Below are 12,784 nucleotides of genomic sequence, written 5' to 3' on the forward strand. Positions count from 1 at the left end.
TTCCGATAACACTTGATTATGTGAACATAAGAGCCCTCCAGATCAATTAAACTGGAGGGCTTTTGATAGTCTCTAAAATACATTGACTCCCGATAATGAGACATTATGTTAACCGAGCATGTATAGGATATACATTTTCCTTTTATATCTTTAAATATGCTAGAATGGAATAAAAAGGATGGGAAAATATGACACAGTTATGGGGATCTTTTGGATATGCAGTTCCCCTGTTTTTAATTGCAATCGTTATTGTATGTACAATTGCAATTATAGTAGTAAAAAAGAAGGGGAATGAAACAGTTTTACATAAAAACACAATCATTATGAACATAATTTTTGCTCTCTCGATAATTGCTATTTTACTGATTACTGTTACACCAAAACATACAGGAATAGAACAAATAAGAATAGTAAACTTAATCCCTTTTATTGGTATGTATAAGTTAATGACCAATTATGTCGATATTATGGTTCCTATCAAAAATATACTGTTTAACATACTCCTATTTATGCCATTCGGCTTCACCTTGTTATGGAAAAGTCACACAAAACTTTCTATCTATCAAGTAATAATGATAGGCTTTTTATTTTCTCTGCTAATTGAATTTATCCAATATGCCTTTCCGTCAGGACGTTCATCAGATATAGAGTAATATTGAACACTGTTGGAACATTATTGGGATGTTTATTCTGGAACCTGATTAATATGTTATTTCCAAAGCTTTTAAAAACATCGAATGCGAATGCTAATATACAAAATAACTTCCAATAACGATAATTATGTAAATGAGCTGTCCATATGGGAAGCTCATTGTATTTTTTGCTTATTATTTATTCTCTAACATCTCATAAAGACGCTTGTACATATCTTTATATCCTTTAGAATGTCGATTTGTTAGATTGGTATCTACATAGTTTTCAACAAGCATATCAATGATGTTGTTAATTGATGTTTTATCCATACCTTCTTGTTCTTGTATAAATGGTTTAAGGGTATTTAGCTTTAGCAAAACAGCTGGTGAAATTTTAGCTGTTTTAGATGGAACTAAACGTTGATCTGGTTTTTCAGGAGCAGGTATTTTTCCTTTATTAATGATAGGAGTCATAACCTTTTTCTTAACAGGCTCATTATTACGGCCAAAATCGTTTGTTCCTTTTATCTCCACACCTTTGTCATTTAAATTGACCTTAGTAAGCATGACGGCATGACGTTAGAAAAGGCAGCGAAGATGATTGCACAGCAAATAGAAAAAGTTAATCCGAATCTGATTAAAGAAGAAACTGAGGAAATGAATTTAATACCATTCCACATTCAAGAACAGCTCCAGCAACAGTACAGCGTTATGGCACAAGAAATGAATCAAAGTATGTTAGCGATGGAGCAGAGGTTGAGTGAACAGGCAAAGCAACGAGGAAATTAAAGTGAGTATAGAGCAGCATAATGAACGAGTGGAAAAACGACTGGAAGCGTGGGATGAGACGTTGATGAAGACACTACGTGAGATGCAGGAATCTCGGGATGAAGTTGCTGCAGCGAAAGAGAAGAAGAAGCCGTGGTGGAGGTTCTGATGAAAGTAATGTAACTATCCATCGTTTAACTGATGATCAAACGCAAACACGTCTGAAAAATCAAGCAATACGTGAAAAGAAGAAAGGCATTGTCATGAAGGATAAAAGTAAACGTTTAATGGGCATGAATGTATATATCACGAATACGTCGCTAGAAGAAGTACCGACAAACTACGTGCATTCATTATATTCACTTCGTTGGCAGATTGAAATTTTGTTTAAAACGTGGAAGTCATTCTTTGAAATTGATGAATGCAAAAATATAAAAAGAGAACGCCTAGAGTGCCATTTATATGGACAACTCATCAGCATTCTCCTCTGTTCTTCTACGATGTTTCAAATGCGTCAGTTTCTGCTTGAAAAGAAAAAACAGGAACTGAGTGAATACAAAGCGATTTATATAATTAAAGATTACTTTCCGTTACTGTTTCAAGCGATAGCTTTTGGCACAGAAGAACTTTTGAAAATTCTGCATCGCCTTTATCAACTGCTCAAAAAGAACGGTCGTAAATGTCATAGGCATAAGAAGATGACCGTCTTTGATATTCTAGGGATTGTGTATAAAACGACATTGAAGCATAGACAAGCTGCCTAGCGAAAAAATCGCGTTTTAATAGGCTTCTTTAGCATGCCTACTTTTTTATCACTTGCTAGTTTTGAAACAAGGATCATTTCTTACCTAGTAAATTACTTGGTTGACTTGATGGGCATGGGGTACCGTCAGGAAAATGCGGATTTACAACGCTAATCCTATTTCCCTGACGATTCTCCCGTTTTTAACAACGTTAAGAAAGTTTCAGTGGTCTTAAAGAATCTAATGAGATCACTTTCTCCGAATTAAAATGGTATGCCCCTAGCAAATTAATATGTTCCCAGCCTAAAGGTGACATATGGTGCAATAAGTCTTCATTAAAACTACCTGTCGGCTTTTGAAACCGGGATACCGAAGAACGGCTAATTGAACGGCGAACCCTAAACGTTTTTTCTTCTCTACTTCGTTTATTTATAATTTCTAAATCTCGTTTGGAAAAAGTGTAGTAGGTTCCTAGCACCCACTCTTCTTCAGGAATTTGCATAAGAGCCTGCCGCTGTTTTGGTGTAAGCAAGTCTCTACTTCTAGCAATTTTCATACAGTATCATCTCATTTATGTGATCATTCAGTTAATTAGTTCGATTATATATCAATAGAGTGTAATCTATTGATACAAGTATAGGAGACTGATAAAATCATAGTTAAGAGCGTCTCATAAGACTTGTCTCAAAAATGAGGTGATATTTTGCGGAAAATCGGTTATATACGTGTCAGTTCAACTAGCCAGAATCCTTCAAGGCAATTTCAGCAACTGAACGAAATCGGAATGGATATTATTTTTGAAGAAAAAGTTTCCGGAGCAACAAAAGATCGTGAGCAACTTCAAAAAATGTTAGAGGATATACAAGAAGGTGACATCATTTATGTTACGGACTTAACTCGGATTACTCGTAGTACACAAGATTTATTTGAATTAATCGATAACATACGGAGTAAAAAGGCAAATTTAAAATCCTTAAAAGATACATGGCTAGATTTATCAGAAGATAATCCCTACAGCCAATTCTTAATTACAGTTATGGCGGGTGTAAACCAATTAGAACGTGATCTTATCCGTATGCGGCAGCGTGAAGGAATTGAACGCTAAGAAAGAAGGAAAGTTTAAAGGTCGGTTAAAGAAGTACCATAAAAATCATGCAGGAATGAATTATGCAGTAAAGCTTTATAAGGAAGGAGAAATGACTGTAAATCAAATTTGTGAAATTACAAATGTGTCTAGGGCCTCATTATATAGAAAGCTATCGGAAAGGAACAGTTGATGAGTTATACCAAAAACCGGAAATGTATAATAGAAAAAATTCATATAGAGGTGGAATTATATGCCTAAAATTGACAATATGTTAGCAATTCTATGGATGCTTCGTTCAGGTGAAAAAATTACTGCGAAACAAATTTCAGAAAAGTTAGAGATGAATATAAGGACTGTGTATCGTTATATTGATACAATTTCAACAAGTGGTGTACCTATAATTTCAGAACCAGGACATAACGGTGGATACACTTTATTGAACAATTTTATTGAGGCCCCTCTTTTTTTTGATTTTGAGGAGCAAACTTCACTATTTCACGCTGCTGTTTTTGCAGAAGAAGCCGGATATTATGGAGGTGAAGCACTAAATAGGGCCATTTCAAAACTAAGTAAATACTCAAATCAAGAACAGGAAATAAAAATAAACCAACATTTAACTAGTTTTGAAGTAATAAGTCGATTAAGTTCACTCTCTATGAAACCTTTTTTGAAGGAATTGGAGCAGGCCGTAGCTGACGGGTACTCAGTAAAAATTCTTTACCATAAAAGTGGCGAAAAGCAATTAAATTATAGATTGGTCGATCCGTACAGAATTATCTATTGGAATAATAAGTGGTATGTGATTGGATTTTGTCATCTTAGGAATGATATCCGTAGTTTTAGAGTAGATCGAATTGAAAGTCAAATGCTAACCGAAAAAAAGTTTAACCGGCCAGAAAATTTTTCAGCACGTGACTTTTTTATAAAAAGTCTGCTTCCAACTATAGAAGATAAGGAAGGAATTATTCACTTGGTAATTACTGGGGATAAAAGTGTATTGGCTGATATTTGCCAACATTGGTTTTTAGGACATTATTTACAAGAACGGACTTCAAATCAAGCAGTTTTTCTTCTTGAAAAAGATATGATACATACATATGTACCTTATTTACTTTTACCATACAATAAATCTATTAAAGTTATTGAGCCAATAAGTCTTAAGAAAAGACTTATTGTAGTTCTGTCGGAATTAATAAAATTTCATCAAGTATGATAACTTCCCTGACGTTAACTGTCAGGGAAGTTATATTATAATAGCTCTATCAATTGTGATTGGAGTGTTATTCGATGCAAACAAAAAAAGCTTTTCTATATGTATTTAATACAATGTCGGACTGGGAATATGGATATTTAATTGCTGAACTAAACTCAGGAAGATATTTCAAAAAAGATTTAGCACCTTTAAAAGTAATTACAGTAGGAGCTAATAAAGAAATGATTACTACTATGGGAGGACTGAGCATAAAACCAGATATTTCCCTTGATGAATGTATTCTTGAGAGTAAAGATCTATTAATTTTACCAGGAGGGACTACTTGGAGTGAAGAAATACATCAACCTATCTTGGAAAGAATTGGCCAAGCTTTAAAGTTTGGCACTATTGTTGCTGCAATTTGTGGTGCAACAGAGGCCCTCGCGAATATGGGATACTTAGATACTAGAAAGCATACAAGTAATAATTTAGAATACACTAAAATGGTATGTCCTAACTATAAAGGAGAAAAGTTCTATGAGTTGGGATCAGCGGTATCTGATGCAAATTTAGTTACTGCATCAGGAATAGCTCCTCTGGAATTTGCAATGGAGGTACTGAAAAAAATAGATGTATTTACACCAGATGCATTACATTCATGGTATAACTTAAATAAGACTCATAAACCTGAATACTTCTTCCAGTTAATGAATTCAATAAATAAATGAAGTAACTGAAAAGCTCAATTTCTCTATTTTGATTTGTAGAGAAGTTGGGCTTTTTAATTTGGAATTTCATTACGATGAATCCATTTACTAAATGACGAGAAAATGACAAAACTGTAAGAATGCACGAATGTTTGTAAGAAAGTTCGATGTTTTCCTTATTCTTTTTTTATTAAAGTGAAAAAGAAGAAAGCGATGTCATAAGAGGTTGATATTTTTAGATGAGTACAATAACCAAAACTATTCATGTAATGAAGGCATATGGCAATCAGTAATACAACTTACTAAAAAGGAGGGATTTGAAAATGTCTTTTTCACAATTCAATATTGATATTTTCCGAGCAATTAATGATTTAGGTAAACAATATTCATTCCTAAACTCAACCATGGTATTTTTGGCAGAATATATGGTATATATTTTTGCTTTAATCATTTTAGCTTATTGGTTTACTGGGTCCAGAAAAAGTAGGATGATGGTTATGCAAGCGATGGTTGCTTTTGTAATTGCTGAGGTGATTGGAAAAATAGCAGGGAAATTTCATCTGAATTATCAACCATTTGCAGTATTACCTGATGTTAATAAACTTGTCGACCATACTGTAGATAATTCATTTCCTAGTGACCATACGATTCTCTTTTTTTCGATTTGTTTTTCATTTTGGCTTGTTCGTAAAAAGACTGGATGGTTATGGCTTATACTTGCATTTTGTGTAGCGATTTCTCGTATTTGGGTAGGGGTCCATTATCCTTTTGATGTTGCAATAGGGGCTTTAATAGGATGTGTTGCAGCATTATTTTCGTATTGGTTAGTACCGAAATTTTCTTTTATCAAGCAATTGCTTACTCTATATGAAAGAGTAGAGAAACATGTTTTACCATCCAAAAACAAATCAAAGGGATTTTGAGTATAACCCTTTCTCATCCTCATTATTATTCTACACAAGTTGAATGGGTTGATACATTCAATGCACCTATTTACATCCACGAAAACGAAAAATAATGGGTAGTACGTCCAAGTAACAAAATAATTTTTGGGTCGGGCGAGTCTTTTGAATTAACAAATGGCATTACTTTAAATCGTATTGGAGGTCATTTTAAAGGAGGAACTGTTTTACACTGGAAAGGTGGAAATCATAATAAAGGTATTTTGCTAACAGGTGATATCATTCAAGTGATTGCCGACTGTCAGTGGGTTAGTTTCATATACAGTTATCCAAATCTGATTCTACTTCCTGCTAGTAAAGTAAGAGAGATGGCGGATTAAAGTAAAAGGGCTACCATTCAACCGTATTTATAATGCTTTTCATCGAGTCGTGTCAGAGCATGCGGACCTTGCTGTTCAGAAGTCAGCAGATCGATACACAAAAGCACTGCAGGGAACACTTTTTAATACATGAGATGTTTCAATATTACTTGTAGATATCTTTTGGAAATTAAAATAAATAGATAAGTTTAGAGCATGTTATTATCATTTTTTAAAACATGCTCTTTGTACTTAAAGTAACACCAGTATTACTGACACGTACAAGTTATCAACAATCTTTATGTTGAAAGAATCTTAGCGTACGAATGTTGGTACTACCCCCTACTTAGTAATCTCACAATTTAAGGCATGTCATTGGGTAAGTTTTGGGAGTCCAATCGATTCTGAATAAAATTGATAGTATCAGTTGCAATTTTTTTACGTTTAAGAACAATCCCAGCATGCCCACATGTATAAATATATCGAGTAGGTCTTTCCCAGGATTCCCACAAATAGTCTGTATCCTCAGAATGCACATATAGGTCGTGCTTGCCTGAAATTAATAAAATATTTTCTTTTTTTACTTTTGGTAATGCTTGACTCGGTTCAGTGATTTTCCAATAAGCTTTTAAATCATCATACGTAACACCATGATGTTCCAAGTCTTCTCTAATAAATTTACCTGGATTTGTCTTCCAAATTGAATAAGAGAGTCGATTCGCGTAGAAAATGGATGCTAACACATCAATTTCTGGTTCAACAAGAGATGTTAAGTTAGTAATGACTCCACCTAAACTGATTCCTATTAAAATCAAGGGACCGTTTTTATTTACTTTAATCCATTTGATTAAAGTTCGTAAATCAGCTACCGCTTGTCTAGTTGCTTCTACAGTTCGTTCAACATTGGCACTTACCATGTACTCTCCACTGTATAGGGATTGGTTCGGTTTTCTGTCAAAATGATATGGTAAAGTGAAATAATACATATTCCACTTCAAGTTGGTCATATGGTCGTGGAATATTTTTTTTACACGTTCGTTAGAATCCATCCTCCAACCGTGAACAAAGATGACATGAGGTGCATCTTCATTTTTATGTAAGAATAATTCCCCAGTGACAGAGTCGTTGCGTGAATCACCAGATTGAACCGAGCTTTTATATTTGAATTGTCCAACCATGTATTCCTTGTCTTGTTTTAAATGCTTAATGTTAAAATGAATATGAGATGGTTTTACTTTATAAAAAAAATCTATGTCCTTTATATATAGTGAGGTGTTAGAAAGAGAAGTATACTGAAACTCTACACTTCTTTTTTTGTGCAAATCATACAAGGCGTATCGATCAATGAGTTTTGAAAAAATCAAATTAACCTCCTCCAAAATATATATTGTCTAAAAGATGGATAAAATTTATGCTGTAAATTAATTATAAAATATTCTCTTTTCCTAATAGTAGATGCTTGAATTATAAAACAGGTGAGGAATTTGTATATTATATTATAAAGTTATCAATAAAATAAAACTATAAATAATTTTTACTAAAATCTAAAAAGAAAGTTAATATTCTTATTCATAAAAGAGAACATTAACTTTCTTATTTTCGTATCAAAAGGTACACCTTTTGAAGTGAAGTAATTTATATGAAAGACAATGTGTCAATTTGTATATCTAATACAGTGATAGTTACCATAATTTTGAATCCTATAGTTAATTAACCTTACAATATACGTTTTTTTGGTATATAAATAGCTATATTCATTAGAGAAAGAGTTTTAATCCTTCATGAGAATCTTTAAAACCTAATTTCTTATAAAATTGTAAAGCCTCTTGTCGTTCTTTATCTGTTGTTAACTGTACTAAATGACATCCCCGTAATTTAGCACGTTGAATAGCCCATTTAATAAGTTTACTTCCTATACCTTTACCACGTTTTGATGAGGCTGTCCGTACACCTTCAATTGTAGCTCTCCAACCCCCTTGACGTGCAATGTAAGGCGTAAATGTAATTTGTTGAATACCAACAATCTCCGTCCCATCACACGCTACAATCAACTCGTTATTTGGATCACAATCAATAGCATGAAATGCTCTTATATAACTATCAGGGAGTGGCGTTTCATAGCGCTCTCTTTTATTTCCTAAAACATCATCAGCAAGCATTTTTACAATTTCATCTAAATCATCGGCCGTTGCAATCCTAAATGTTATAGTTTCTGTCACTATTAAAAAACCTCCTTAATATATGCACTTGTTACTTTTATTTTACTTGTTTAAATACAATAGGTTAAATTATAAAATATTATGAGTCTCTATAACTTTTTCTTATAGATAGCATAAAAGCCTAACTTATAAAATTATAAGTTAGGCTTTTTAACACCATATTATTATTAGAAAATCCGACCAACTTCAATAAAACTCCATATTCTTTAATGAATTTTCATATTTAACAAGCACACATATAACTATCCAAATAGGGTGGTTTTTATTTGTTGTATAGAAATTACGTAATAAGCATTGATTTATATGCTCTCATTCAATGAATTTTAACCTAACTCTAAGGACTGCCTCTTTATCAATATTCAAAAACGATTACGTTTTTGGATTGGTGTTCCGGTTTTTCTTGACCAGGTCATTGAATAACTACACATAAACTCCTTATATCTCTAGATAAACTACCGATTAGCTCCATATAGACTCTAGATAACCTATATAGAATACAAGTTATCAAGGAGGTAAGAAAAAATGAACTTTATGAAACGAGCAATTCTCAGTATGAAAAAAAGAGTAGGAACATCATTAATTTTGATGGCAGTCTTCCTAATTGTTACAAATTTAGTGTTGGCAGGATTCACAATCCAAAATGCATCAAAAAAAGCTGCTGATGCAGCAAGAAAAAAACTCGGTGCAGATGTTACTTTAATTCTTGATTTTGACAAATTAGGTCAACAAGCTAGGGAAACTGGAGAGATGCCTAATCCACCGAAGCTTAATACAAAAGAAGCAGATCAATTAGCGAAGTCAAAGTATGTAAAAGACTATAATTACATAACTAACACTCTCGGAATTTCTGACGGACTTAAACTAATAGGAGCTTCAGAAGGAGAAGAAGAAGGAAAAGGAAAAGCGGGAATGGCGGCTGTACGAGGCGGTTCAGGCTCCGGTACAGAAATAGATATGAATTCTTCTTTTATGATTGAGGGAGTTCGCAAAACTGCATTACAAGAAAGCTTTAAGAATGGAAAAAGTAAAATCATTGATGGGAAACCAATTACAGAACAGATGAAAGATCAGAATGTAGCTTTAATGGAAAAACGATTAGCGGAATTAAACAACTTGAAAGTAGGAGACAAAGTTAAAGTACAATCAGGGGATAAGAAGGAATCCCTCGAGGTTGAAATTATCGGTATTTACGAAACGAATGAGCAAGCAATGGGTCAACAAGCTCCTCCTATAATGGATCCAGCTAATAAACTATATATGCCGCATTCAACTATGAAAAAATTAGAAATAGATCAAGGTATAAGTAGCATTCAAGTCGTGTATTTCTTGAAAGATCCACAAAACATTGAAGCATTTAAAGAAGAAGCAAAAAAATCTGATATTGATTTTAATTATTATAAATTAGATGCACATGATTCGTTGTACAAACAAATGATTGGGCCTATCGAAAATATCTCATCTACTTCTCAAATGATTATTTATATTGTATCAATTGCAGGTGCGATTATTTTAGGGTTAATCATTATGTTATCGATTAAAGCACGTCGTAAGGAAATGGGGATTCTATTGTCCATTGGAGAGAAAAAGTGGAAACTGATGGCGCAGTTCGTAGTAGAAGTAGTATGTATCGCTATTTTAGCATTTGGATTATCCATAACAACAGGAGCAAAAATTTCTCAATTTATAGGGGATAATTTACTTTCGAGTGAAATTGCTACAGCAGGAGAAGAAACAAACACCCCACAAAATGGAACTGTAATGGTAGCTGGACCTGGTGGAACTGTACAAAATCAAAAAGAGGATCCAATTGATAAAATTAATGTAAGTGTAACAGGAGAAGATGTAGGGAAAATGGGGGGGATTGGACTAGCTATTGCTATATTAGCAACGCTTCTTCCAGCATTATCTATTCTACGCCTGAATCCAAAACAAATTCTTTTAAAAGATGAATAAGGAGGCTCGATATGGAGACGATTTTACAATTTAAAAACTTAGATTATTATTATGAAAGTAACGGAAAAAAAGTAGCGATACTAGACAATGTTAACTTTTCTTTTCAAAAAGGACATTTCTACACAATTCTAGGACCATCCGGATCTGGTAAAACCACTACTCTTAGCTTAGGTTGCGGGCTAGATATACCTAAAAATGGTTATGTACTGTTTAATGGAAAGGATATTCGAAAAATTGGTTTGGATCGGTACCGTAATCAAAATGTATCGGTAATTTTCCAATCTTATAATTTGATTACCTATATGACTGCTCTTCAAAATGTCTTAACAGCAATGGAAATTACAGGTGTTAAAGTGCAAAATAAAACGGCAAGGGCGTTAGAATTATTAGAGAAAGTAGGACTTACAGAAGTAGAAGCGAAACGAAATGTTCTGCAACTAAGTGGCGGGCAACAGCAGCGTGTTGCAATCGCTCGAGCATTATCTTGTAATGTTGATTTACTGATTGCGGATGAGCCGACAGGAAACCTCGACGAAGAAACGGCAATGGATATAATAGAACTGTTTCAAGAACTTGCACACAAAGAAAATAAATGTATTATTGTTGTGACGCACTCACAGGAAGTTGCTAAAAAATCAGACCGTGCAGTCTATTTAAGTAAGAAGAAGTTGGTAGTAAACGAAATTTAATATCACCCTAGTTTTTTAATTCACATAATTTTCGAAATCAGTTTCTTCAAATATTTATATTTGATATACAATATAACCAAGCCATAATCAAAATGGTCTCCCTGTATTGAATATTAAGATAGTTTGTTATTCCCTTTTTAACAATTTTTGAAAAAGAACTTGTAGTATATTCTACAGGTTCTTTTTGTTATGATCGGTTTACTATATCATTGAAGAATTGCATATAAAAAACGGGGCAGTATTTAGATGTATGATCTAAATACTGTCCCGTTTAATTATTTATCTGTAAAAAGGAACTAGCTTACATCTCATGTGATAGATTTTATAAATAAGAGCGTTTAATTGTCCATGGCTCTAAGCACTAACCATTTGGAATAAAGATGCAATGTATCAGTTATACTATGTAATATTTATTCATTACAAAATATGGTGGTATGTATGACTAAGCAAACAATTACTTTATTTCAAGTTTCTATGATACTCATTGGTAGTATTGGGATAATTAATCATGTCATTATGATTCCTATGTTATTAGATACCTCAGGTAGAGATTCGTGGATCTCTATCATATTAGTAAGCGTTATATACTTGATTTGGATTTCATTAATATTCATCATATATAGAAACATAAAAAATGAACACTTGTTTTCGTGGTTAAAAAATAAATTTGGGAAACTCAGTGTATATCCAATCATATTCATAGTTGTGATTTATTTAATAACAATTGGTGTCGTTGCACTAAAAGAAACATTAACCTTTTTCTCTTTTTATTTACCAGAAACACCTCACTTTGTATTAGGAATACTTTTTTCAATGATTTGTCTCTATAATGCTACAAGAGGAATTCAATCTATTGCACTTACAACAGGTGTTTTGTTACCTATTGTATTTCTACTTGGTTTTTTTGTAATGTTTGCAAATGTTCCGCATAAAGATTATTCTTTACTTCAGCCAATGATGGAAAATGGAATGAAGCCAGTATTTAAGGGGATGGTTTATCCTGCAGCAGGATTTTTAGAGTTAATTTTTATTCTTTTCTTACAGCATCACATTTGTTCAAAAGTCAAATTATATCAACTGATTGCTTTGGGAATGGTTATTATTGGTATCACAATAGGCCCAGTTATGGCAGCTATTATAGAATTTGGACCTTTCGTAGCAGCAAACCAACGATATCCAGCATTTGAAGAATGGAGACTTGTGTCAATAGGAAGGTATATTGAAAATTTAGACTTTCTCTCCGTGTATCAGTGGCTTGTAGGGATATTTATTCGTCTATCACTTGTTGTTTTTCTTATACCAGATTTGTTTTCAATTACAAATCGGAAAACGAGAAATGGGATTATGTTTGCAATACTTTCATGTATTTTATTAATAAGTATACTACCCATCAGTGACTCTAGTTTCTATTGGTTTGTATCTCAAATTATTTTACCAGTTTCAGCTTTAGGGCTATTTTTGTTTTCTATCTTACTAATAGTGTTTGTATGGGTTGCTAAATTTAAGAAAAGCTCTTAAAAGAGTATGAAGATG

General features: G+C 33.1%; 10 protein-coding genes and 5 pseudogenes. 11 read left to right on the forward strand and 4 right to left on the reverse strand.

All coding sequences use genetic code 11. From position 1 onward, the window contains the following. Positions 1-188: 188 nt before the first annotated feature. Positions 189-653: a VanZ family protein gene (locus BAQ49_RS15205; protein WP_242477405.1), complete on the forward strand. Its 465-nt coding sequence runs from the start codon at positions 189-191 to the stop codon at positions 651-653. 174 nt (positions 654-827) lie between these two features. On the opposite strand, the gene BAQ49_RS15210 is transcribed toward BAQ49_RS15205, so the two are convergent. Continuing rightward, on the reverse strand, positions 828-1,199 hold the full coding sequence (locus BAQ49_RS15210) for a hypothetical protein (RefSeq protein WP_071746008.1): 372 nt from the start codon (positions 1,197-1,199) through the stop codon (positions 828-830). On the opposite strand from BAQ49_RS15210, the pseudogene BAQ49_RS15215 reads away from it, so the two are divergent. Further along, positions 1,182-1,569, forward strand: a pseudogene (locus tag BAQ49_RS15215) (DUF3967 domain-containing protein); the annotation flags it as partial. The gene BAQ49_RS15210 and the pseudogene BAQ49_RS15215 sit on opposite strands and share 18 nt — an antisense overlap. Positions 1,570-1,573: 4 nt before the next feature. Beyond that, positions 1,574-2,164: pseudogene (locus BAQ49_RS15220) on the forward strand (transposase); the annotation flags it as partial. 336 nt (positions 2,165-2,500) lie between these two features. Here BAQ49_RS15220 and BAQ49_RS31475 read toward each other — a convergent pair. Further along, positions 2,501-2,699 (reverse strand): annotated as a pseudogene (locus BAQ49_RS31475) (DUF4158 domain-containing protein); the annotation flags it as partial. Positions 2,700-2,846: 147 nt separating this feature from the next. Between BAQ49_RS31475 and BAQ49_RS15230 the strand changes: the two are divergent. The 5 genes and pseudogenes from BAQ49_RS15230 to BAQ49_RS33580 form a co-directional block, all read left to right on the forward strand. Further along, a pseudogene (locus tag BAQ49_RS15230) lies at positions 2,847-3,420 on the forward strand (recombinase family protein). Positions 3,421-3,480: 60 nt separating this feature from the next. Then, positions 3,481-4,443, forward strand: a complete 963-nt coding sequence (locus tag BAQ49_RS15235) for a helix-turn-helix transcriptional regulator (protein WP_071746010.1) — start codon at positions 3,481-3,483, stop codon at positions 4,441-4,443. A 74-nt stretch (positions 4,444-4,517) separates the two neighbouring features. After that, positions 4,518-5,150, forward strand: coding sequence for a type 1 glutamine amidotransferase family protein (locus BAQ49_RS15240; RefSeq protein WP_071746011.1), 633 nt, complete (start codon positions 4,518-4,520; stop codon positions 5,148-5,150). Positions 5,151-5,452: 302 nt separating this feature from the next. After that, positions 5,453-6,052, forward strand: a complete 600-nt coding sequence (locus BAQ49_RS15250) for an undecaprenyl-diphosphatase (protein ID WP_071746012.1) — start codon at positions 5,453-5,455, stop codon at positions 6,050-6,052. Then, positions 6,052-6,544: pseudogene (locus BAQ49_RS33580) on the forward strand (MBL fold metallo-hydrolase); the annotation flags it as partial. The gene BAQ49_RS15250 and the pseudogene BAQ49_RS33580, both read left to right, overlap by 1 nt. Positions 6,545-6,752: 208 nt before the next feature. Here BAQ49_RS33580 and BAQ49_RS15260 read toward each other — a convergent pair. Both BAQ49_RS15260 and BAQ49_RS15265 read right to left on the reverse strand, forming a co-directional pair. After that, complete coding sequence (locus BAQ49_RS15260) at positions 6,753-7,754, reverse strand: alpha/beta hydrolase (protein WP_071746013.1); 1,002 nt, start codon at positions 7,752-7,754, stop codon at positions 6,753-6,755. 393 nt (positions 7,755-8,147) lie between these two features. Then, the gene (locus BAQ49_RS15265; protein ID WP_016129523.1) at positions 8,148-8,609 is read right to left on the reverse strand and encodes a GNAT family N-acetyltransferase; all 462 of its coding nucleotides are present in this window, start codon (positions 8,607-8,609) and stop codon (positions 8,148-8,150) included. Between the two features lie 522 nt (positions 8,610-9,131). Here BAQ49_RS15265 and BAQ49_RS15270 point away from each other — a divergent pair. The 3 genes from BAQ49_RS15270 (at position 9,132) to gerXB (ending at position 12,769) form a co-directional block, all read left to right on the forward strand. Then, the gene (locus BAQ49_RS15270) at positions 9,132-10,562 is read left to right on the forward strand and encodes an ABC transporter permease (RefSeq protein WP_071746014.1); all 1,431 of its coding nucleotides are present in this window, start codon (positions 9,132-9,134) and stop codon (positions 10,560-10,562) included. A gap of 11 nt (positions 10,563-10,573) precedes the next feature. Further along, positions 10,574-11,251, forward strand: a complete 678-nt coding sequence (locus BAQ49_RS15275; RefSeq protein ID WP_002200387.1) for an ABC transporter ATP-binding protein — start codon at positions 10,574-10,576, stop codon at positions 11,249-11,251. Between the two features lie 438 nt (positions 11,252-11,689). Next, entirely contained in the window at positions 11,690-12,769 is a 1,080-nt protein-coding gene (gerXB, locus tag BAQ49_RS15280) for a spore germination protein GerXB (RefSeq protein ID WP_071746015.1), read from the forward strand. Positions 12,770-12,784: the final 15 nt, after the last annotated feature.

The sequence above is a fragment of the Bacillus proteolyticus genome, from assembly GCF_001884065.1.
In the GTDB taxonomy this organism is placed as follows: Bacteria; Bacillota; Bacilli; order Bacillales; family Bacillaceae_G; genus Bacillus_A; species Bacillus_A proteolyticus.

Coding starts and splice junctions, on each gene's coding strand:
- BAQ49_RS15205 (WP_242477405.1), top strand. CDS start 189: ATGACACAGTTATGGGGATCTTTTGGATATGCAGTTCCCCTGTTTTTA.
- BAQ49_RS15210 (WP_071746008.1), bottom strand. CDS start 1,199: ATGCTTACTAAGGTCAATTTAAATGACAAAGGTGTGGAGATAAAAGGA.
- BAQ49_RS15235 (WP_071746010.1), top strand. CDS start 3,481: ATGCCTAAAATTGACAATATGTTAGCAATTCTATGGATGCTTCGTTCA.
- BAQ49_RS15240 (WP_071746011.1), top strand. CDS start 4,518: ATGCAAACAAAAAAAGCTTTTCTATATGTATTTAATACAATGTCGGAC.
- BAQ49_RS15250 (WP_071746012.1), top strand. CDS start 5,453: ATGTCTTTTTCACAATTCAATATTGATATTTTCCGAGCAATTAATGAT.
- BAQ49_RS15270 (WP_071746014.1), top strand. CDS start 9,132: ATGAACTTTATGAAACGAGCAATTCTCAGTATGAAAAAAAGAGTAGGA.
- BAQ49_RS15275 (WP_002200387.1), top strand. CDS start 10,574: ATGGAGACGATTTTACAATTTAAAAACTTAGATTATTATTATGAAAGT.
- gerXB (WP_071746015.1), top strand. CDS start 11,690: ATGACTAAGCAAACAATTACTTTATTTCAAGTTTCTATGATACTCATT.